This window comes from Saccharopolyspora sp. ID03-671, assembly GCF_045278815.1.
In the GTDB taxonomy this organism is placed as follows: domain Bacteria; phylum Actinomycetota; class Actinomycetes; order Mycobacteriales; family Pseudonocardiaceae; genus Saccharopolyspora; species Saccharopolyspora ipomoeae.
Genome location: NZ_CP134054.1, coordinates 1,929,809 through 1,950,988, shown reverse-complemented (window position 1 = coordinate 1,950,988; position 21,180 = coordinate 1,929,809). Strand labels below are relative to the sequence as shown.

The window sequence follows — 21,180 nt, the reverse complement described above, 5'->3', positions numbered from 1 at the left end:
CGACGGTTCCCCGGCGTGGACGAGGCTCTTGATGCGCCGCGTGGAGAACGGGGACGTGGCGGCGATACGCCCGGCGGGCTCGGACATCGCTCACCTGCCGCGGTAGTGGGGTTCGCGCTTCTCCAGGAACGACCGCACGCCCTCGCGGTGGTCATTGGTCGCGAACAGCTCGCCGAGCGTCGTGCTCACCCACGCCCCGAGGTCGTTCCAGTCCGGGTCCAGCGCTCGCCGCAGCCCGCGCTTGATCGCGGCCACCGCCAGCGGGGGATTGGCCGCGATCACCCGGGCCCGCTCCACCGCGGTCGGCAGCAGCTGCTCGTCGTCGACGACACGCCCGATGAGCCCGATCCGCTCCGCCCGCTCGGCGTCGATCACCTCGCCGGTGAGCAGCAGCTCGGCGGCGCGTTCGCGTCCGACCAGCTGAGCCAGCCGGGCGATGCCCGCGACGTCGCTGCACAACCCGCGCTTGACGAACAGCTCCCCGAACCGCGCCCGCGTCCCGGCGATCCGCAGATCCGCCATGAGCGCCAGCTCCATGCCCCAACCCACCGCCGGCCCGTTGACGGCGGCGATCACCGGGACGTCGCTGCGAAGGAGCGCACCGGCGGCCGGGGTGAGCCGCGGTTCCGGCCGGGGAGGGGCGTCGCCGCCGTGCATCAGCTCGCGGACGTCATCTCCCGAGCAGAACGACCGACCGGCCCCGGTGATCACCAGGACCCGCTCCGACGTGCCGCGCACCAGCTCGGTGAGCTCGTCGTAGGTCTGACGGCGAAGCGCGTTGTGCACGTCGGGACGGTTCAGCGTCACGACCCCGACGTGCCCGTCGACGACGTAGTCGACGTCGCTCACGCCGAGAACTCCAGATCCAGGCCGGGTGAATCCCACTCCACCGCGTAGAGCAGACCCCGGCCCGAGGATGTGACGAACGCGGTTCGCGAATCCGCGCCCGCGAAGCAGATGTTGGTGACGAACGGATCCGGCTCGGGCACCGCGACCTGCCGCAACAGCGTCCCGTCCGGCGCGATCGCGCTCACCGCCCCGGTGACCAGCGTCGCCACGCACACGTTGCCGTCCCCGTCGACCGCCAGCGAATCCAGCATCTGCAGCCCCGAGAACCCGTGCAGCAACTGCGCGCGGCCGTCGACGCGACCAGGCCCGGCCAGATCCCAGAACCACACCCGCCCGGGCCCGGTTTCCGCGACGTACAGCCGAGACCCGTCCGGTGACAAGCCGACGCCGTTGGGCTGCACCAGCGGGTGCACGACCTCGGTGATCGAGGAGCCGTCCGGCTGCGCGTAGTACAGGGCACCGGTGTCGCTGTCCCGCTCGCGGGACTTGCCGAGGTCGGTGAACCAGAACCCGCCCCGCTCGTCGAAGACGAGGTCGTTCGGCCCGCGCAGCGGCCGACCGTCGCACTCGGTGTAGAGGTCGGTGACGTCGCCGTCCACCGATACCCGCTGGATCCGGCCGCCGATGTAGTCCGCCGGCTGATGCCCCGGCGCGGTGATCCCCCCGCGGTCGTGCCACTCGAAACCACCGTTGTTGCACACGTACACGGCCCCATCAGGGCCGATCGCGGCCCCGTTCGGCCCGCCGCCCAACTCCGCGACGACCGACACCCGACCGTCCGGGCTCACCCGCGACAACCGCTGCCCGCGGATCTCCACCAGCAGCACCGAACCATCGCTCAGAGCGATGGGCCCCTCCGGGAACTCCAATCCCGAAGCGACCAACCGCATCCGGGACCCCACCGCAGGCCCGACGGCCATCTCACGCCCCCTCGTCACCTTTGACGAACGATCGCTAATCAACGTATGCCGCAGGGCCACCGCGGTCAACGAAGCAGAAGCGGAGGAAGCCTTTCGGCGCAACGGTGCGATCACGGGTGCCGTGACCAGCGGCGGAGGGCGGCGCTGCGAGGGGAGCGAATATGCCGGCCGAACCCGACTTCGCCAGCCCTCGACCGAGCGGCCTGACGGTGTGAGCACGGGTCCGGCGAGTCGTGCTGCAGTGCTGGATACGGTGGGCTGATGGACAGTGTTGCGAGGCTTGGCGAGCGGCTTCAGGAATTCGCGGCAGCTCGGGACTGGGAGCAGTACCACACGCCGAAGAACCTGGCGATGGCTCTGAGCGGGGAGGCCGGGGAGCTCGTCGCCGAGCTGCAGTGGCTCAGCGACGACGAGACGAAGGCCGGGCTCGCCGAGGGACCGCTGAAGGAACGGCTCGCCGACGAGGCCGCGGACGTGATGCTGTACCTGGTGCGCCTGACCGACATGTGCGGCATCGACCTGATCGAAGCGGCCAACGCGAAGATCGAACGCAACGAAACCCGCTTCCCACCGAAGAGCTGAGCACTGGGCGTTGAACTTGCCCGGATCACGCGAAATGCGCTTCCGATTCGGTTCGGGCGCCTTCCTTCTCGGTTCCTTCCTCACCGGAAGGTAGCGGGAGTCGCGTCACCCGTGCGGTAGCACGACTGCTCGGCCGTTGACCGTGCCGTCGTGGAGGCGTTCGTAGGCTCGGGGTGCGTCGTCGAGGGAGTACGTCTCGGTGTGCACGGAGATGGCTCCGGCTCGGGCCAGTTCCAGGACCTCGTGGAACTCGCTTCGGCTTCCCCAGTAGGGCGCGGTGACGGAGGCTTCGAAGGGGAGGGCGCCGAAGCCGACGGGGAGGGTGCCGCCGGCGATGCCGACGATGGTGATGTCGGCTTCGACCGAGGCCACTGCGCCGGCGGTGGTCACCGTGGGCTGGGCGCCGACGAAGTCGAAGACGGCTTGGGCTCCGCGGCCGTCGGTGAGGTCGCGGACCTTGGCGGCGGCCTGGTCGTCGGACAGCAGGGTCTCGTGGGCGCCGACGGTGCGAGCGAGCGCGAGCTTGTCCTCGTTGACGTCCAGGGCGATGACGCGGGCGCTGGTCAGCGCGCGCAGGATCTGGACGGCGATGTGGCCGAGCCCGCCGACGCCGATGACCACCGCGGTCGCGCCCGGGACGAGCTTGGGGAGCGTCGGCTTGATCGCGTGGTACGGCGTCAGGCCGGCGTCGGTGAGCGGGACCGCGTCGACCGGGTCCAGGCCGTTCAGCGGGGCGAGGTGCCGCGGGTCGTCGACGACCATGTACTCCGCCATCGAGCCGGGGGAACCGAGTCCGGGCGGATTGATGCCCAGGTCGGCGGCGCGCAGGCAGTAGTTCTCCTTGCCCGCGGCGCAGTTGAGGCAGATGCCGCAGCCCCACGGTCCGTAGACCGCGACCGCATCGCCCTCGGCCAGGCCGCTGACGCCCGCGCCCAGCGCGGCCACCGTGCCGACGCCCTCGTGGCCCAAGGTCATCGGCAGCGCGTACGGGAAGCCCTCGGCGGGCCAGCTCATCACGGCGATGTCGGAGTGGCACGCCCCGGCGGCGGTGACCTTCAGCAGCACCTGCCCGGGGCCGGGTTCCGGATCGGGGACGGCGACGACCTCGGGTGCGGACCCGATCTCCCGGTACTGCAACGCCTTCATCGCCCGCTCCTCACCTGCGACACCGGTACGTCCCGCATCGTAAGTGAGCGAACCGGGTTTCGTGGTTTCAGAGATCCGTGGCCAAGACGGGCACTCCTTGAACACCTGTGCGGCACCCCGTGTGCGCATTGGCTTTGGTCAAAGAAGCCTTGTGCGAAGCCGGGTGGGCGGGTGCCTGCGTTGGTAGCGTCGCCCTGGAAGTTGCCGGTGGGACGCGGAGCGAATTCGCTTCAGCGAGATCTGAGGGCCGCCGGAACTCTCTTCACCGCGATGGGCAGTGCCGTGGATCAACGGTTCCTGCCCGGTCCTCGCGTGTTCACGACGAGAACAGGAGATGCAGATGCGGAAGAACCTGGTTCGCGCGATTCCACTGCTGGGGGCGCTGGTCCTGCTCGGGCCGGCTGCAACGGTGGCCCAAGCGGACCCCGTCCAGGCCATGGGAGAGGACGGTGGAGCCGTCACCCTCGACGACAACCCCGGCGGGAAGGCGATCTTCTTCCACGACGGTGACGTCCTCGAGGTCTGCGACATGCAGGAGGACGGGCTGCGTGCCTGGGGCTCGGTGAGTTGGAGCGACTCCAGCGGCAACCATCGCGTGCAGGCCGAGGACACCGACGGAGCCAACCCTCCCGACCGGTGCGAGTTCAAGAACGTGAACATCCCCGAAGGCAAGAGCGTCACGATCGAGGCGTGCCTGAAGGACGGCGCGGACGGTGCGCGACGCTACTGCTTCACCGGAAAGGGCGTCGCGTAAGCGACATCGGTGCGGATGCGCGGGGTGGGGTGGGGAAGTCGGAAAACTCTCCCCACCCCACGAGTTCGATTTCCGGTAGCGGAGAGCCTCTCTCGTCGATCACCGCGTGGGGTGGGGCACGGCTGTCGAGAGTTGTACGCAGGTTGGCGTACGTGGGGTGACGTGCTGGTGAGGACGACTTCGTGGGGTTGGCCTCGCACGATCTCCGGTGTCAGACGAGCAGCCGGGCACGGCTCGGTTGCCGACTCACCTGGAGAGCCGATGATCACGACCAAGAAGGCCCAGCCGAAGTCCCGGAGTCGCCGACTCTCCGCGCGGGCTCGGCGGGCGGTGTTGCTGGTGCACGTCGTCGCGGGTGTCGGGTGGTTCGGCATTGCCGCGGTGACGTTCGCGCTGACCGCTGCGGTGCTGGTTGAACCCGAACTCGGCGTCGTCCGGGCCGGTTATGAGTTCCACGAACTGCTCATCGGATGGTTGGCTCGGCCCGCTTCGCTGTTCACGCTCGGGACCGGGCTGATCCTCTCCGTCGGCACCAAGTGGGGCGTCGCGGCGTATCACTGGCCGTTGATCAAGCTGGTCTTGGTAGTGGTGACGATCGCGATCACCGCCAGTCTCGCGCCCGGCTGGATCGCAGCCGCCCAAGCCTCCGGAGCGCAGTCCGTCGGGGCGCAGGTGAATCTCATCGGCATGGCCGTGTTCCACGTCCTCACCATCGGGGCGGCCACCTGGCTCTCGATCTACAAACCGGGTGGTGGCATCCGGTGGAACCTGCCGTTTCCCAGAAGAATCTGAAAAGTGCTTGTTTCTCCGGTTTTTGGTCGTTCGATCACCTGATCTAGCGATGGTGTGCGCGGCGGGGCGGCGGGCACAATGGGGAACATGAGTTCGATGACGCAGGTTTTTGCCGATGCCGTTGCCACGGCTCGGGCCGCTGTTGCGGAAGCCGTGGCGTCACCGAGGCGTGCCGGTGAATTGGCCGGTGCCATAAGAGAATTGGAGTCGCTCGCGCGGTACGTGCACTCGGTGCAGAGCGAGTTGATCGCCGAGGCCGAGCGGTACGAGGTGGCGCGTGCCCACGGGGCGCGCAGCACCGGTGCGTGGTTGCAGGACGTGCTTGGGGTTGATCCGGGGCAGGCGCGTGGTCGTGTCGAGGTCGCCGTCAGCAGTGGGGCGAGCGAGGCGCGACGCGCGTTGGCCGAAGGGGCGATCAGCGTGGAGCACGCCCAGGTCATCGCCTCGTGCGTGAAGCGGCTTCCCGATCACGCCGCAGGTGAGGCGCCTCGGGTGGAGGCGGTGCTGGTGCAGCGGGCTCGGCGGTGTCGGCCCCGGGATCTGCGGCAGCTGGCCAACGGGATCAACACCGGTTACGACCGGAAGGCCGCGGTGTCGGAGGAGGCCGCGCAGCACGAGTCGCGAGAGCTGCACTACGTCACCACCGAAGACGGGAGTGTCGTGGTCAAAGCACGGCTGGACAAGGAGGTCGGGCGGAAGTTCATCGCCGCGCTGCGGCCTCTGTCCAAACCGTGTCCCGCCTACGACGGGACTCCTGACCCGCGCACTCCTGCTCAGCGGCACGCCGACGGATTGGCGACGTTGGTGGATCTCGCGGTCGGCTCCGAGGGGATGCCTAGGGTGGGCGGCCAGCGGGTGCAGGTCCAGGTCACCGTCGGCTACGACGACCTGGTGCGCAGTCTCGACCCCGACGCCGAGGGAGTCGTGCCCGGGATGTTCGCCGACGGGGAGCCGATCAGCGCTGACGCGGTGCGCCGCCTGGCGTGCGATGCGGGGATCCTGCCCGTGGTGCTCGGAAGCGACGGTGTCGCGCTCGATTACGGGAGGGAGGAGCGGACCGCACCGCCTCAACTGCGGGCCGCGCTGTTCCGGAGGGACGGGGTCTGCGCGTTCCCCGGATGCGAGCACCCGCCGGGGACCTCGCAGGCGCACCACATCGTCGAGTGGTTCAACGGCGGAGTCACGCGCCTCGACAACATGGTGATGCTGTGCGGGTTCCACCACCGGACCGTCCACAGTGATCACTGGAGCATCGCCGTCGACGAAGGGAGAACGCTGTTCACGCCACCCCGACGCATCGATCCGGATCAGACGCCACGGCCCGGGGGAACAGCTCGGCCGAGCGTCCACCAACAGCTGGTCCGGGAACTCGTCCCCGGACCTCGACAACCCGAACCCATCAGCTGAACCGGCCCGCGGCCGGGTATTCCAACACGCCCTCGTGGCACTTGCTGTTTGACAACTCCATCTGCCGGGGAACCACGTCGGGTGCCGGACAACGGCTCCGGCACCCGACGCGCCCGCACTACCGGGCTGCGGAGATCTCCTCGTCCGGGGCCGCCGAAGCGGGGGAACCCGGGAGGGGCCGTCCTGCGGACTCCTGGGCGAACCAGACCCCGATCGCACCGATGACGCCGGCGCCGATCAGGTAGTAGCCCGGCCACATCAGGTCGCCGGTCGCGGCGATCAGGGCCGTCATCACCGTGGCCACCGTGCCGCCGAACAGGGACACCGAGATGTTGAACGAGACCGACAGGCCGCCCTGGCGGATGTTGGTCGGGAACAGGGCGGGCAGGGTCGAGGGCATCGTGGCGCTGAAGACCACCAGCATCAACCCCATGATCATCAGACCGGCGAAGACCGTCGGGACCGTGTTCTGCTGGATGAGCAGGACCGACGGGACCGACAGGACCACCAGGGCGATGCAGCCGGTCATGATGACCGGTTTGCGGCCGAAGCGGTCGCTGGCGCTGCCGATGAACGTGATGACCACGAGCATCACCGCCATGACCACGATCTGCAGCACCGACGACTCCGTGTCGCTGATGCCGGGCGGCAGCTCGTCCGACAGGTAGGTCGGCATATAGGCGGTGAGCATGTAGTTGGTCACGTTGAAGACCAGGACCAAGGCGCCGCAGATCAGCATCGCCGGCCAGTGGCGGACGAAGATCTCCCGGAACTCGGTCTTGGCCGACTCGGCCTCGCGCCTCTCGTGGGTCTCGACGAGCTGAGCGAAGGCCGGGGTCTCCTCCAGCTTCAGCCGCAGGTACATGCCGACGACGCCCAGCGGCCCCGCGATCAGGAACGGGATGCGCCAACCCCACGACAGCAGCGCGTCGTCCGACATCGTGGCCGTGAGCACCGCGACGATCACCGCGCCGAAGATGTAGCCGGTCAGCGTGCCGAACTCCAGCCAACTTCCCAGGAAACCGCGCCTGCGGTCCGGGGCGTACTCGGCGATGAACGTCATCGCGCCGCCGTACTCGCCGCCGGTGGAGAAGCCCTGGACGAGCCGGGCCAGCAGCAGGAGGACGGGGGCAGCCAGCCCGATGGTGGCGTGGCTGGGGATCAGGCCGATGCAGAACGTGCCGGCCGCCATCATGATCATCGTGGTGGCCAGCACCTTCGTGCGGCCGATGCGGTCGCCGAGCGGACCGAAGAACATACCGCCGATGGGGCGGACCAGGAACGCCGCGGCGAAGGTGCCGAACGTCGCCAACAGCTGGGCGGTGGGGCTCGACGACGGGTAGAAGACCTTGCCGATCGTGGTCGCCATGTAGGCGAAGACGCCGAAGTCGAACCACTCGGTCACGTTCCCCACCGCCGCGGCGGCGACCGCGCGTCGCACCAGCGAGGGATCGACGACGGTGATGCCGCCGACGGACCGGACGCCGGGGGAGAACCCGGGATCTTCCTTCTTGCCGGTCACCACGACCACCTCCTCGTGCGGAGGGTCGCGGATTCGCAATGCGCAGATGCCTTCGTGCGGAGCGTGAGCATGGCGGAGGACGGTAGTGGAAGAAAGCGTGGCTGCCCAATCCGGCGAAACCGAAACAGGTCAGCATGCAATCAAAGCGGGCAAACCATTCATTTGGTGTGCGGAAAGCGGAAGTTCGCACCGCGAAAGATCGCGATCGGGCGGCCGGTAGACTGCGTGAACGGTTGTGGGCGGTAATGGCAGTAGCGGAAGGACGCGGGCATGGGATCGTTGAGCGCATGGCACTGGTTGATCGTGCTGATCGTGGTCGCGCTGCTGTTCGGTTCGAGCAAGTTGCCGCAGGTCGCGCGCTCGCTCGGGCAGTCCGCGCGGGTGCTCAGGGCTGAGGCGCGGGGCCTGCGCGAAGACGAGGAAGCGGCCAATCAGCGCGAGTCCGGAACCTCGCGGCCCGCGTCCGATGCGAACTGATCGCCCCATGCGCTGAACCCGGTGGGGTCACGTGCGTCCTAGTGATGGGACCGCGTGGTGAAGGTCGCGCGATGATCGCCGGAAAGAGGGCGTGCGGGGCGACCGCGGGGGTTTGGGCACAATTGCATTCCTCGTCGCGTGCGGCGGGATTTCCATTCTCCGGTGCGCGATCGTCGCGATTGTTCACCTCGCGGTGAAAGAGCGGGTTCGGACGGCCGATCACGTCAGGCCGTCCCGAGCGGCCGCACCTCTCGTCGGCGCGGTCGCGGCGGTCCGGACGGCAGGCCTCGTCGAGCGGGACGAACCGGGCTCGCATCCCGGCGCGCTCGTGGTGGAGCCGCGGAGCACCACCCGGATCCGGCTCCGGGCTTCAGCGGCGGGTCGACGGGCGGTTGCGGGCTGAATTGATCGAGCGGGTTCAATTCGTTACCGCGATGGAATGAACCGTTTGGCCGCTGCGCGCAATCGCGAATATAAGGATCCCTGCTCGTCGCTCGGTAAAATGGGAATTCTGTGAAGTCTGGGATTTACACGCGCTCAGATGAGCGCGAATGGCTACGCGGCTCATTTGAGCAATTGCTCTGAGTGTTCGGTCTTGTCCGGCTCAGAACGGCGGGATCTCGGTGACTAAATACTCTCCCCGGGTGCCAGTGGCGCGGATCACGCGTGTATGGATGCGCTGTTCTCAGCATGATGAGATTGACCCGAACGGTTCAACGTGAGGAGCCCGTTCGGGCCGCACCACTCCGATCGTCGCAGGTCGTGGGCGGTTCAAATTTTTTTCTGAGAGAGGCGCACGAACTGCTGGTGTCGGCAACCACAACATTAGGGAGCGGACTCTCCGCCGCGTTGACCTCATAAGAGCGCGCTTCATACGATCGGAGGTGTCTCCGTGCGGAGACAAACAGATCTTCCCGGCAGTCGGGATTCCTCAGGATTCGAGAGAGGTACACCGTCAATGCCCCCTGTTGCCGCCGATTCTCGCCTCTTCGACAACGCGTGTGGCGATGAATTGAGAAATGATATCGCCGACGCGGACGTGTTCCAGTCGCTGCTCGAGCGATCAGGGCTCCACTTGGCGAGTTTGGATCTGCAGATGCGGATCACCCAAGCCAACGACGCCTTTGTCGATCAATTCGGTCGCTCGCGCGAGTCGGTCGTGGGACGGAACTTCTGCGAGCTGCTGCACCCCGGCGTGCGGGAGCCGATCAGCCGGAACTTCGAGCGCCTGCTCGACGGCCGCAGCCAGCGGTTCTCCGAGTACTTCGTGGGCGTCGGCGCTGATCAGACCGCCTTCACCGGCGACATCACCGGGGTCGCCGTGCGCGGTGCCGCCTCCGGTGAGCTGACCCAGTTCGTGGTGCTGCTGTCCCCGGAGAAGCTGAACAAGGCCAACGTGGTCGTCGCCGACCGCAAGAGGGTCCTGTCCGAGCTCAACGCCCGCATCCTCGAAGGCATCGCCACCGGGGAGTCGACCGTGCGACTGGCCTCCCGACTGTTCCTGAGCCGGCAGGGTGTTGAGTACCACGTGGGTGCGATGCTCAAGAAGCTCAAAGCGCCCAACCGAGCCGCGCTGGTGTCCCGTGCCTACAGCCTCGGGTTGCTCAGCGTCGGAAGCTGGCCTCCCCGGGTTCCGCGCGACTACGTGAAGTAGGGGAGTTCCCGGTCACTTCTCGGTAGCGGAGTGCGGCGGGAACGGCTGCGACGGTCCGATGTGGACGGGCGGCCCGGTCCGCGGACCACGATCTCCGCTACCGCAGGGAAACCAGGGATTCGGCTGGTTTCCGAAAATGATCAATGGTTGCGCTCCCAGGCGGGCCGGTGGTGGACTGCGCAGGGTCTACCGGCGGACGAACCCCGCGAGCGCGGCTGGGAAATCCCTGGTCGGAACGTGTAAGTCGGGGTGAGTTGGGTTGCGGGGTGACCAACAGCGCATCGCCGAGCCGATCCAGCCCTGGGTTGGTCGCTCTCGTGAGTGCGCCGTGCTCGCGGAGGCGTTCGCGGACGCCCGGGCGAGTCGTGCGCGCTGCGTCGTCGTCCGGGGGCCGAGCGGAGTCGGCAAGAGCCGTCTGCTGAGAGAATTCCGGCGGCGCGAGCAGCTGAGGGCCTGCGCCGTCCTGCAGGTGCGCTGCCCGGACACACCCCGTCCACCGCGCTACGACGGGGTGCGGCGGATCTTCGAACCACTGGAGCTCGGCGCCGACGACGTCGCCGACTCCGCGGTACCCGCGCTGTTCCCCGACCTGCCGGTGGCCCGCAACTCCAGCGACTACGCCACGCTGTCCGCCCTGCACACCCTGGCCGCGAACCTGATGGCCACCCGTCCGCTGGTGCTCATCGTTGACGACGCCCACCACTGCGACGCCGCGTCGCTGCGCTGGCTGGACTTCCTGCTGCGCCGCGCCGCCGACCTGCCGCTGCTGGTCGTGCTCGGCTACCGGTGCGACGAGCTCGTCGGCCCCGCCCGGGCCACCATGTCCGATCTCGTCGCCCAGCGGGCCACCACCGTGATCGAACCGGCCCCGCTGAGTCGCGACGACGTCGCCGAGGTCGTGACGGCGACGCTGCCCGTCGCACCGGAAAGCGATTTCGTCGACACCTGCGCCCGCACCTCCGGTGGGAACCCCGCGCTGCTGCACCGGCTGATCGACGCCCTGGTCAAGGCCGGGGTCCGGCCCGACGAGACGGGTGAGCTCTCGGCCGAGCAGATCGGGCGGGGCGTGCTGGCGGCCTCCGTGCGGAGCCGGTTGGCCGGGCTGCCCCGGCGCATCGCCCGGGTCGCCGCGGCCGTGGCCGTGCTCGGGCACGGGGCGGGCGTGGAAACCGTCGCGGCGATGGCGGAGGTGACCCGCTGGCAGGTCACCGAGGCGCTCGAGGTGCTGCGGAGGCGCGATGTCGTGGCCGAGTCCGGTGTGGACCTCGCCCACGACGGGATGCGGGCCGCGGTGCTCGACGTCGTCCCGGTGTCCGAAGAGGACAGGCTGCGCGCCGCCCGCATCCTCAACGACACCGGTCGGCCCGCCATCGAGGTCGCCGAGCACCTGGTGCAGCTGGCCGAGCTGAACCAGCCGTGGATGGCGGGCGTGCTGCGCGACGCCGCCGCGCTCACCGAGCAGCAGGGCGCTCCTGAGATCGCCGTGCGGTACCTGCGGCGGGTGCTCGACGTCGAGACCTCCGAGCCGCAGCGAATCCGGGTGCGCGCCGACCTCGGCCGGGTGCTCGCGCAGCTCGACCCGTACGCGGCGCTGCCGATTCTGCGGAAACTGCTCGACCAGGTCACCGACCCCACGGTCTACGTGTCGTTCGTGCTGAACTTCGCGATGACCGCCGTGACCGCCCAGCGCCACCCCGAGGCGGTCCGGGCACTGGGCGAGGTGCTGGCGATGCTGACCCGCAAGGCCCGCCACGACGCCTCGGCCGCGTTGCGCGAGCTGTGCCTGTCGGTCGAATCGATGCTGCTGATCATCGGCAGCGGTGAGAAGTCGACCTTCGGACTCGTGCAGGACCGCATCGCCGAGCGCCCGCTGCTCTCCGGCGGTACCCCGGCCGAGCGCCGCATGCTCGCCGCGACCGCGTTCGTGCAGTCGTTGCGCGGGGAACCGTCGGCGCAGGTCGTGCAGCACGCGCGCACCGCCCTGAACTTCCAGGCCAGCGACGCCGACCCGTGGACCGAGCGGTGCGCGCTGTTCGCCCTGCACCTGGCCGACGCCACCGAGGACCTGCTGCCCGCGGCGCAGCGCGCGGTGGAGCTGGTCGAGAGCATGGGGGCGCGCTGGGACTACTCCTACTCGCTGTCCTGCTACGCCCGGGTGCTGCTGCACTTCGGCGACGTGCGAGGTGCGGCGGAGGAGGCGCGAACCGCGGCCGACATCTGCGCGCAGACCGTGTGCGCCGACTCGACCGCCGCGCAGTACACGGCCTGGGCCAGCGCGCTGGTGGAGCTCGGCGACGTCGATCAGGCCGACGAGGTGCTCGGACGCATCGAGCGGGACTGGTTCGACGAGGCCACCCTCGAATGGCACTACTTCCTGCACGCCCGGGCGCGCGTGCACTGGATTCGGGGGGAGTTCACGGCGGCCGCGGAAGTGCTGCTGGGCTGCGGCCGGAGCATGACCGGTGCGGGCATCACCAACCCGGTGTTCGTGCCGTGGCGCACCGATGCGGCCATCCTGCTGGCCGGTCTCGGACGTCGCTCGGAAGCCGCGGACCTGCTCGATCAGGACGAGGAGGCGGCCCAGCGCTGGGGCACCGCGCGGGCGCTCGGTCGGCACCTGATGACCTGCGGTGTGGTCGTCGAGGATCCGGTGCGCGCGGTGAACTCGCTGACCGAGGCCGTGGAGGTGCTCTCCGGCTCGCCGGCCTGGCTGGACGAGGCCCGCGCCCACTTCCGGCTCGGCGAGGTGCTGCTGCGCACCGAGGACGAGCGGGGCGCCCGCAAGCACCTGCGGCGCTGCATCGACCTGGCCACCCTGTGCGGGGCCAAGCCCATCGCCGACCACGCCCGCACGCTGGTGGTGACCGCGGGCGGCCGGGTCGGGCAGCCGCTGCGCTCGCCGGTTGACCTGCTCACCGGCAGCGAACGCCGGGTGGCGACGATGGCGGCCGCCGGTGCCAGCAACCGGGCGATTGCCGAGGCGCTGTTCGTCACGCTGCGCACGGTGGAAACCCACCTCACCAACGCCTACCGCAAGCTGCGGGTGTCCAAGCGCGCGGACTTGGCCGCGGCGCTCGGCGGCGCGCGGACCCGACGCCGGCACCGCGACGACGAGGTCGAAGCGGAACCGCTCGCCGGAAGACCATGACGACGATCGAGGGGGCGATGCAGATGACCGGAACGCGCGGTGCGGCACCGGACCTGGACCGGTCGGCGTCGAGCGCAGGGGCGACCGCGAGCGCAGCGGGGGAGCCGTGGGCGCTGTGGGAGCGCCAGCACGAGCTCGACACCGTCGACGCGGCGCTGGCCGCCACCCGGGCGGGAAGCGGATCGTTGCTGGTCATCAGCGGCCCGCTGGGCATCGGGAAGTCGGAGCTGCTCAGCGCCTGCGCGCCCCGGGCCCGTCGCAGCGGGCTGCGCGTGCTGCGGGCCTCGTGCGCGCCGCAGGAGAGGGACTTCGAGCTAGGCGTGGTGCGCCAGCTGCTGGACCCGGCTGCTGTTGATCCGGTACCGGCAGCGGTGCCGTCGCACATCGCGGGGTTGAGCGCCGATAGCCCGCTGCTGATCCTGGTCGACGACCTGCACGCCGCCGACAGCGCCTCGCTGACCTGCCTGGACGAGCTCAGCGGACGGGTCGCGAGCATGCCGGTCACGCTCGCGGTGACCGTGCTCGACGGTGATCCCGGGGCCGAGCTACCGCAGGTCCGGCGGATCAGCGACGCCGCCACCCAGGTCCTGAGACCCGGGCTGCTGTCGGCGGCCGCGGTGCGCGCGCTGGTGCGCGGCGAGCTCGGGGAGCGCGTCGGCGAGGACCTGGTGACCGCGTGCCGGGACGGCTCGGCCGGCAACCCGCTGTTCCTCATGTCGATGCTCTCGGAGGCCAGGACCGCCGGTCTGCCCGCGATCGAGGCCGCGCCGCGTCCCGCCGGTCTGCGGGAGCGGCTCGTGTCGTGCCTGCGCGAGCAGCCCCCGGCGGTGCACCGGCTGCTCCAGACCGCGGCGGTGCTCGGCGAGAGCGCCGACACCGAGCTCGTGGGCCGCGTCGCCGGTCTCTCGGAGTGCCAGCACGTCGACGCCGTGCGGGTGGTGCGCCAGCTGGGCCTGCTCAACTCCGAGTCGTGCCTCGGGACCGCGAGGCAGGTCGTGCGCGCGGCCGTCGAGGAGCTCGCGGCGGGCGAGGGGCGCGAAGAAGTCCACCTGCGCGCCGCGAGGTGGTTGCACCACCAGGGGCACTCGCCGCGCGAAGTGGCCCGCTACCTCGTCGAGGTCGCCGGACCGGTCGACGAATGGGCGCTGCGGGTGCTGCGCGACGCTGCTGAAGACGAACTGGACTGCGGCGCACCGGAGACCGCGGCGGCCTACCTGCGCCGGGCGCTGCTCGACAGCGCGCCCGACGGGGAGCAGCGCGCCGGCCTGCTCGTCGAACTTGCCACCGCGGAGCGGGCTTTCGACCCGTCGGCATCGGTGCGGCACGTGTCGCAGTCGGTGTCGATGCTCGACTCCAGCCACGAGCGCGCCGCAGCGCTCTCGCGCCTGTCGCCGATGATGCTGGCCACCTCGCCCGCGCCGATCACCGAGATGATCCGCGAGGTCGTCCAGGACTTCGGGGAGGAGCAGGACCTGTCGTCGTTGGACCGGGTGCTGCGCATGGAGGCGCGTCGGCGCTACCTCATGATCGAGGACCCGCTGGGCCTGGCCGACAACGTGCGCCGGTTGCGCTCGCTCGGCGCGAACCCGCCGCTGGACAGCGCGGCGCAGCGCGAACTCCTGGCGGTGCTGCTCTACGCGGCCACCGTCGCCTCCGAGATCGGTGCGTCCGAGGTGGCCCGGCTGGCCAACCGCGTCCTGGAGCGCGAACCGGCCCACACCACCCACGTCCACACCGGACTGCCGCTGCTGGCGAACGCGCTCGTCGCCGCCGACGCCCCGGGCAAGCTCTCGGCGTGGCTGGACCGGGCTCGCGAGCGGCAGCAGCGCAACGGCGACCTCGTCGCACGCACGCTGCTGTGCACCGAGAGGGGCTTGGTGCTGATGTCCACCGGTCGGCTCGACCAGGCGCTGTCGGTGACCCGGGAGGCCATCGAGCTCGGCGGGTTGGGCTGGGAGCACGGCAATTCCGCAACCCTGCTCACCGTGGCGTTCCTGGCGCTGGAGACCGCCGACCACGACCTGGCGGGTCGCGTGCTGGAAGGCGGTGCGGCGTCGAAGAACAACGTGTGCGTCACCGCGGCGCTGCGGCTGCTCAAGGGCTCGGTGGCCACCGAGCGCGGCGAGGTCGGTCCGGAGCTGCAGAGCATCCTGGACCTGGGGCAGCAGCTCGACCACTGGGGCATGCGCAATCCGGCGCTGTGCCCGTGGCGCGGGATGGCCGCGATGATGCACCACCGGCTCGGCAACGTCGACGAGGCGAACGAGCTCGTGGAGCAGGAGTACGAGCTGGCGCAGCAGTGGGGCGCCCCGGTCGCCATTGGGCGGGCGCTGCGCACCCACGCCGTGCTCAGCGACGGCGGCAAGGAGCTCCGGCTGCTGCGGGAGGCGATCTCGGTGCTCGGCCGGTCCGCCAACCGCGTGGAGCTCGCCCGCGCGCACCTGCTGTACGGGCGGCGGCTGCGCGCCACCGGCCGCTCGGGCGCCGAGAAGCACTTCGAGGAGGCGCGCAGCCTCGCCATCGAGTGCGGGGTGCAGCGGATGATCGACCGCACCAACGCCGAACTGGGCGGGCAGGCCGCTGCGATGCCGGCCAGGGCTCCGCTGCTGACGCCGTCGGAGCACCAGGTGGCGATGCTGGCGCGCACCGGCCGCACCAACGACGAGATCGCCCGCGAGGCCCGCATCACCTCGCGCACGGTGGAGAAGCACCTGACCAAGATCTACCGGAAGCTGGGCGTCGCGGGCCGCGCGGAACTGGCGGACGTGCTCCCGGCGGGGTCGGTCGGGTGACTCCCGCCGGTCTCAGCGCCCGAGCAGCGCGCGGACGCTGGACCAGCGGCGCCAGGCGACCAGGGCGAGCAGCGCGCCCAGCACGACCGTCACCACCGCGATCGGCGGCGCGGTCAGCAGGTTCGTCACCGTCGCCCCGATCATGACGCCGACCAGACCCAGCGCGGCCGGGCCGGTGAACCGCGGCACGAGCAGCCCGATCGCACCGGCGATCTCCACGACCCCGGTGACGTAGCGCAGCCACTGGCCGACGCCGACGGCCTCGAATGTGGCCACCATCGTCGGGTCGCCGAGGAACTTCGGCACCGCGGCCATCACGAACACCACCGCGAGCAGCGCCTGCAGCACCCACAGCACGATGGTGCCGGCAGTGCCGATGCTGCCCCGGTTTCCGGGATTCTCGGTTCGGGTCTCAGCCATGTTCGCCAGCCCTCCGCGCCGCGGCGAGCTCGGTCTCGATCTCGCGGTTGACCTCGGCCTGGTGCTCGGTGAGGAAGAAGTGCCCGCCGGTGAACTCGCGGAGCCGGAACGCGCCTTCGGTGTGCTTCTCCCAGGCCTCGGCCTCGGCGCGGGTGGTCTTCGGGTCCTGGTCGCCGGTGAGCACGACGATCGGCGCGCGCAGCGCCTTGCTCTCCTCGCAGCGGTAGGACTCGATGGCGCGGTAGTCGTTGCGGATCGCCGGCAGCGCCATCCGCAGCAGCTCCTCGTCGCCGAAGATCGCCATGTCGGTCCCGTTGAGCTTCTTCAGCTCGGCGATGACGCCCTCGTCGTCGCGCTTGTGCACCTCCTCGTCGCGCACCGTCGCCGGACCCCGGCGGCCGGAGGCGATCACGGAGCGCGGTGCGCGGGTGCCGCGCTGTTCCAGCCGGTGCGCGGTCTCGAAGGCCAGCGCCGCGCCCATGCTGTGCCCGAAGAAGACGGTGGGCTTGTCGCTGAGCGCGGCGATCTCGTCGGCCAGGAGGTCGGCGAGGGACTCGATGTCCTCGACGAACGGCTCCTTCCGCCGGTCCTGGCGCCCCGGGTACTGCAGCGACACCACGTCGGTGTCGGGGGCGAAGCGCGGTGCCAGCGGGTGGAAGAAGCTCGCCGATCCGCCCGCGTGCGGGAAGCACACGAGCCGCGCCGTGCTCGCCGCCGACGGCCGGTACCGCCGGATCCACGCGGTGGTGACGTCGTCCTCGATGGTGTTCGCCTGGTTCGACTGATTCGCCTGGTTCAACTCGGTCGCCGATCCTTCCGGTCGTGGCCTCGTCCACCCGCCATCCAACCCGACCCGGTACTCGCGAATCCCTAGTTTCCCAGGGAGATCAGGACACCGGGCTCAGGCCGTGTACAGCCGGGCGTAGTGGCCACCGGCCTCGAGGAGCTCGTGGTGGGTGCCGCGCTCGACGACCCGGCCGGAGTCCATGACCAGGATCAGGTCGGCGTGGCGGATGGTCGACAGCCGGTGGGCGATGACGAAGCTGGTGCGCCCGGCGCGCAGCGAGGCCATCGCCTGCTGGATGAGGACCTCGGTGCGGGAGTCAACGGAGCTGGTGGCCTCGTCGAGCAGCAGGATCGACGGACCGGCGAGGAACGCCCGGGCCAGCGTGATGAGCTGGCGCTCACCCGCGCTGACGGCCGACGACTCGTCGTCGAGGACGGTGTCGTAGCCGTCGGGCAGCGAGCGCACGAAGCGGTCGACGCACATCGCCCGGGCCGCGTCGACGACCTCCTGGCGGGTCGCGCCGGGCCGTCCGTAGGCGATGTTGTCGGCGATGGTGCCGGAGAACAGCCAGGAGTCCTGCGAGACCAGGCCGATCTGGGACCGCAGGTCCTCGCGGGTCATGGTGGCGACGTCGACGTCGTCGAGCAGGATCTTGCCCTCGTCGACCTCGTAGAACCGCAGCAGGAGGTTGCCCAGGGTCGACTTGCCCGCCCCGGTCGGGCCGACGATCGCGATGAGCTGCCCCGGCACGGCGGTCAGCGTCAGGTCCTCGATCAGCGGCGCGTGCGCCTCGTAGCGGAAGTCGACCCGCTGGAACTCCACCCGCCCGCGCACCCGGCCCGGCCGCACCGGTCGGGGTGGCGCGGGCCGCTGCTCGGGTTCGTCGAGGACCTCGAAGATCCGCCGGGCGGAGGCCATGCCGGACTGGAGCTGGGCGGAGAAGTTCGCCATGTCGATGATGGGCTGGGTGAACATGCTGGAGTACTGCATGAACGACTGCACGCTGCCGATCGACATCGAGCCGCCGGCCACCTGCAGGGCCCCGACCACGGCGACCATCACGTAGTTGAGGTCGGTGACGAACCGGGTGACCGGCCCGATCATCCCGGACAGCGTCTGCGCTTTCGACGATGCGTCGGAGAGGCCGTCGTTGTGCACGTCGAAGACGCGCTCGACGAACTCGCGGCGGCCGAAGGCCAGCACGGTCGAGTGCCCGGTGTAGATCTCCTCGACGTAGCCGTTGAGGTGCCGGTGCGCTGCCACCGCTCGGCGAAGCGCGGTCGCGCCCGCCTGCTGATCCGCAGCGCCACGGCGGCGGCGACGAGCACGCTCACCAGCACCAGGCCCGCGAGCATCGGCGAGAGCCACACCATCACCGTCATCACGCCGACCACCGCGAACACCGAGTTGACCATGTGCCCGAGAGTCTGCTGCAGCGTGCGCTGGAGGTTGTCGACGTCGTTGGTGACCCGGCTGAGGACCTCGCCCCGCGAGTGGCGGTCGAAGTAGCCCAGCGGCAGCCGGGTCAGCTTCGCGCTCACCCGGTCCCGCAGCGCGAACATGGTGCGCTGCGCGATGAACGCGACGAGACGCCCCTGCCCGAGCATGCACAGCCCGCTGGCCACGTAGAGCGCGAGGATGACCAGCAGCAGCTGGAACAGCGCTTGGAAGTCCACGCCGTGGCCGGGGACGATGTCGGCGGTGCTGAGGACGTTCGCCAGCGTGTCCTCACCGCGGGCGCGCATCCCGGCGATCACGTCCTCCTTGGACGCTCCCAGCGGGAGCCCCCGGCTGACCACGCCCGCGAAGGCCATGTCGGTGGCGTTGCCGACGAGCTTCGGCCCGGCGAGGTTGAACGCCGTCGCCGCGGTGCCCAGCACCGCCACCAGCACCAGGCGGAACCGGTGCGGCCGCAGCAGGCCGAGCAGCCGCGCCACGTTCGACGACGGCCCGCTAGCCGCGCTGACCATGCAGGACTCCTCGGATGACTCGGCCGTCGCGGGGCGGGACCTCCTGCGGGAGCGCCTGGGAGTGCGCGATCTCCTGGTAGGTCCGGTTGCGGTGCAGCAGTTCGGCGTGCGTGCCGGTGCCCACCACGCGGCCCTGGTCGAGGACGACGATGCGGTCGGCGTTCTGCACGGCGCTGATCCGCTGCGCGACGACGATCATGGTCGCGTTCGGGACGCCGCGCCCCAGCGCTTCGCGCAGCCGCGCCTCGGTGGTGCGGTCCAGTGCGGAGAAGCTGTCGTCGAGCAGGTAGATCTCGGGGCGCAGCACCAGGGCTCGGGCGATCGCGAGGCGTTGTCGCTGTCCGCCGGAGAGGTTCGAGCCGCCTTGGGTGACGCGTGCGCTGAGCATGCCGGGCAGCCGCTCCACGAAGTCCCGCGCCTGGGCGATCTCGAGGGCGTGCCACAGCTCGCGGTCGCGGGCGATGGGTCTGCCGTAGCAGAGGTTCGAGGCGATGGTGCCGCTGAACATCTGCGGTTCCTGCGGCACGATGCCGATCACCGAGTGCAGCGCTTCCGGGTCGTACTCGCGCACGTCGATGCCGTTGACGTGGACGCTGCCGCTGGTGGTGTCGTAGAGCCGCAGCGCGAGGTTGAGCAGCGTCGTCTTGCCGCTGCCGGTGCTGCCGACGATCGCCACGGTCTGGCCGGGTTCGGCGACGAGCTCGACGTCGTGGAGCACGGGTGCCGACGCGCCGGGGTACCGGAACCCGGCGGCCCGGATCCGCAGCTGCCCGTGCAGCCGGGAACCGCGGACCGGGTGCACGGGCACTGGCACGCTAGTCCCGGTGTCGAGGACCTCCTGGACGCGGCGCACCGACACCGCGGCGCGCGGCAGGTCGGCGAACACGACGGTGGCCATGATGATCGCGGTGATGATCAGCGTCACGTAGCCCAGCAGCGCCGAGATCGACCCCAGCTGGGCCTGGCCCGCGTCGATGCGCTGGGTGGCGAACCAGATGATCGGCAGCGTCGCGGTGTTCATCAGCATCATGACCACCACCGGGATCGTGGCCATCATGCGCCCGACCTTCATCCCGACGCCGAACAGCTCGGTGTTGGCCTCGCCGAACCGGGCGCGCTCGTGGTCGTCGCGGACGAAGGCGCGGATGATGCGGATGCCGGAGATCTGCTCGCGCAGCAACCGGTTGATGCTCTCCACGCCCCGCTGCATCCGCCCGTAGGTGGGGCTGATGCGCACCAGGATCACCGTCAGCCCGACCACCAGGACCACCACGAGCGCGACGATGATCAGCGACAGCGACACGTCCTGCACCAGCGCCATCACCACGCCGCCGACGCAGGTGATGGTCGCGGCGACGGCGATGTCGAGCAGGGTGACCACCAGCGCCTGGACCTGCTGGACGTCGTTGGTGGTGCGGGTGATCAGCGACGGGGCGCCGAACCGGGCGACCTCGCGGGCCGAGACGCCCATGACCCGGCGGAACACCCGCGAGCGCAGGTCGCGGCCGAGCGCGGCCGCCACCCGCGCGCCCAGCGCCGCCGCCCCGATCGCGGCGAGGATCTGCAGCAGCGCCACCCCGATCATCGCGGTGCCGAGCGTGCGGATGGCGTCGATGTCGCCGCGCACCACGCCGCGGTCGACGACCAGCGAGTAGAACGTCGGCTGCAGCAGCGTGGCCATCGTCTGAACGACCTGCAGCACCAGCAGGACCAGCAGAGCGCGCCGGTACGGCCGGAGATGGGTCTTCAAGAAGGAGATCAGCAATCGGCACTCTCCGATGGCGGTCAGCGGGCCTCGCGCCAGGAGACCTCACCCCGGTGCCGGGGAATCCCTAGATTTCGCGGCGCTCGCGCCGATCCCCGAGCAGCCAAGCGAGAACTAGGGGTTTCTGAGCCATTGCTGCACAACACTTCCCGGCGGGTCGATCCTCCTGCGTGATCGCGTCCTGGCCCGGTGGGC

The 21,180-nt window shown here is 70.2% G+C and carries 16 protein-coding genes and 1 pseudogene; 8 read left to right on the top strand and 9 right to left on the bottom strand.

The window, feature by feature from the left end; genetic code table 11:
* Positions 1 to 90: 90 nt before the first annotated feature.
* Both REH65_RS08605 and REH65_RS08600 read right to left on the bottom strand, forming a co-directional pair.
* Positions 91 to 849, bottom strand: coding sequence for an enoyl-CoA hydratase/isomerase family protein (locus REH65_RS08605; protein ID WP_406692027.1), 759 nt, complete (start codon positions 847 to 849; stop codon positions 91 to 93).
* Positions 846 to 1,769, bottom strand: coding sequence for an SMP-30/gluconolactonase/LRE family protein (locus tag REH65_RS08600; protein ID WP_406692026.1), 924 nt, complete (start codon positions 1,767 to 1,769; stop codon positions 846 to 848). Before REH65_RS08600 ends, REH65_RS08605 begins: the two co-directional genes overlap by 4 nt.
* Before the next feature lie 261 nt (positions 1,770 to 2,030).
* Between REH65_RS08600 and REH65_RS08595 the strand changes: the two genes are divergently transcribed.
* Positions 2,031 to 2,351, top strand: coding sequence for a nucleotide pyrophosphohydrolase (locus REH65_RS08595; protein ID WP_406692025.1), 321 nt, complete (start codon positions 2,031 to 2,033; stop codon positions 2,349 to 2,351).
* Positions 2,352 to 2,456: 105 nt separating this feature from the next.
* Here the strand turns inward: REH65_RS08595 and REH65_RS08590 are convergent, their stop codons facing one another.
* Complete coding sequence (locus REH65_RS08590; RefSeq protein ID WP_406692024.1) at positions 2,457 to 3,497, bottom strand: NAD(P)-dependent alcohol dehydrogenase; 1,041 nt, start codon at positions 3,495 to 3,497, stop codon at positions 2,457 to 2,459.
* A 340-nt stretch (positions 3,498 to 3,837) separates the two neighbouring features.
* Here REH65_RS08590 and REH65_RS08585 point away from each other — a divergent pair, with 340 nt between their 5' ends.
* The 3 genes from REH65_RS08585 to REH65_RS08575 all read left to right on the top strand — a co-directional run bounded on the left by REH65_RS08585 (position 3,838) and on the right by REH65_RS08575 (position 6,450).
* Entirely contained in the window at positions 3,838 to 4,251 is a 414-nt protein-coding gene (locus REH65_RS08585) for a hypothetical protein (protein WP_281457656.1), read from the top strand.
* A gap of 339 nt (positions 4,252 to 4,590) precedes the next feature.
* Positions 4,591 to 5,043: a hypothetical protein gene (locus REH65_RS08580; RefSeq protein ID WP_406692023.1), complete on the top strand. Its 453-nt coding sequence runs from the start codon at positions 4,591 to 4,593 to the stop codon at positions 5,041 to 5,043.
* Between the two features lie 78 nt (positions 5,044 to 5,121).
* On the top strand, positions 5,122 to 6,450 hold the full coding sequence (locus tag REH65_RS08575; protein WP_406692022.1) for a DUF222 domain-containing protein: 1,329 nt from the start codon (positions 5,122 to 5,124) through the stop codon (positions 6,448 to 6,450).
* A gap of 118 nt (positions 6,451 to 6,568) precedes the next feature.
* On the opposite strand, the gene REH65_RS08570 is transcribed toward REH65_RS08575, so the two are convergent.
* A complete protein-coding gene (locus tag REH65_RS08570) occupies positions 6,569 to 7,972 on the bottom strand; it encodes an MFS transporter (protein ID WP_406692021.1) in 1,404 nt (467 codons plus the stop codon).
* Positions 7,973 to 8,242: 270 nt separating this feature from the next.
* On the opposite strand from REH65_RS08570, the gene tatA reads away from it, so the two are divergent.
* The 4 genes from tatA (at position 8,243) to REH65_RS08550 (ending at position 16,043) form a co-directional block, all read left to right on the top strand.
* Complete coding sequence (gene tatA / locus REH65_RS08565; protein ID WP_406692020.1) at positions 8,243 to 8,449, top strand: Sec-independent protein translocase subunit TatA; 207 nt, start codon at positions 8,243 to 8,245, stop codon at positions 8,447 to 8,449.
* Between the two features lie 958 nt (positions 8,450 to 9,407).
* Entirely contained in the window at positions 9,408 to 10,103 is a 696-nt protein-coding gene (locus tag REH65_RS08560) for a LuxR C-terminal-related transcriptional regulator (protein WP_406692019.1), read from the top strand.
* A gap of 259 nt (positions 10,104 to 10,362) precedes the next feature.
* Entirely contained in the window at positions 10,363 to 13,251 is a 2,889-nt protein-coding gene (locus tag REH65_RS08555) for an ATP-binding protein (RefSeq protein ID WP_406692018.1), read from the top strand.
* Positions 13,248 to 16,043, top strand: a complete 2,796-nt coding sequence (locus tag REH65_RS08550) for an AAA family ATPase (protein ID WP_406692017.1) — start codon at positions 13,248 to 13,250, stop codon at positions 16,041 to 16,043. Before REH65_RS08555 ends, REH65_RS08550 begins: the two co-directional genes overlap by 4 nt.
* 12 nt (positions 16,044 to 16,055) lie before the next feature.
* Here the strand turns inward: REH65_RS08550 and REH65_RS08545 are convergent, their stop codons facing one another.
* The 5 genes and pseudogenes from REH65_RS08545 to REH65_RS08525 all read right to left on the bottom strand — a co-directional run bounded on the left by REH65_RS08545 (position 16,056) and on the right by REH65_RS08525 (position 20,985).
* Complete coding sequence (locus REH65_RS08545; protein WP_406692016.1) at positions 16,056 to 16,463, bottom strand: DoxX family protein; 408 nt, start codon at positions 16,461 to 16,463, stop codon at positions 16,056 to 16,058.
* Positions 16,456 to 17,262, bottom strand: a complete 807-nt coding sequence (locus REH65_RS08540; RefSeq protein ID WP_406692015.1) for a thioesterase II family protein — start codon at positions 17,260 to 17,262, stop codon at positions 16,456 to 16,458. Before REH65_RS08540 ends, REH65_RS08545 begins: the two co-directional genes overlap by 8 nt.
* Positions 17,263 to 17,364: 102 nt before the next feature.
* Complete coding sequence (locus REH65_RS08535) at positions 17,365 to 18,168, bottom strand: ABC transporter ATP-binding protein (RefSeq protein WP_406693125.1); 804 nt, start codon at positions 18,166 to 18,168, stop codon at positions 17,365 to 17,367.
* A gap of 102 nt (positions 18,169 to 18,270) precedes the next feature.
* A pseudogene (locus REH65_RS08530) lies at positions 18,271 to 19,220 on the bottom strand (ABC transporter ATP-binding protein); the annotation flags it as partial.
* A complete protein-coding gene (locus REH65_RS08525; protein WP_406692014.1) occupies positions 19,204 to 20,985 on the bottom strand; it encodes an ABC transporter ATP-binding protein in 1,782 nt (593 codons plus the stop codon). The gene REH65_RS08525 and the pseudogene REH65_RS08530, both read right to left, overlap by 17 nt.
* Positions 20,986 to 21,180 lie beyond the last annotated feature (195 nt).

Coding starts and splice junctions, on each gene's coding strand:
- REH65_RS08545 (WP_406692016.1), bottom strand. CDS start 16,463: ATGGCTGAGACCCGAACCGAGAATCCCGGAAACCGGGGCAGCATCGGC.
- REH65_RS08585 (WP_281457656.1), top strand. CDS start 3,838: ATGCGGAAGAACCTGGTTCGCGCGATTCCACTGCTGGGGGCGCTGGTC.
- REH65_RS08560 (WP_406692019.1), top strand. CDS start 9,408: ATGCCCCCTGTTGCCGCCGATTCTCGCCTCTTCGACAACGCGTGTGGC.
- REH65_RS08550 (WP_406692017.1), top strand. CDS start 13,248: ATGACGACGATCGAGGGGGCGATGCAGATGACCGGAACGCGCGGTGCG.
- REH65_RS08575 (WP_406692022.1), top strand. CDS start 5,122: ATGGGGAACATGAGTTCGATGACGCAGGTTTTTGCCGATGCCGTTGCC.
- REH65_RS08600 (WP_406692026.1), bottom strand. CDS start 1,769: ATGGCCGTCGGGCCTGCGGTGGGGTCCCGGATGCGGTTGGTCGCTTCG.
- REH65_RS08535 (WP_406693125.1), bottom strand. CDS start 18,168: ATGGCCTCCGCCCGGCGGATCTTCGAGGTCCTCGACGAACCCGAGCAG.
- REH65_RS08595 (WP_406692025.1), top strand. CDS start 2,031: ATGGACAGTGTTGCGAGGCTTGGCGAGCGGCTTCAGGAATTCGCGGCA.
- tatA (WP_406692020.1), top strand. CDS start 8,243: ATGGGATCGTTGAGCGCATGGCACTGGTTGATCGTGCTGATCGTGGTC.
- REH65_RS08590 (WP_406692024.1), bottom strand. CDS start 3,497: ATGAAGGCGTTGCAGTACCGGGAGATCGGGTCCGCACCCGAGGTCGTC.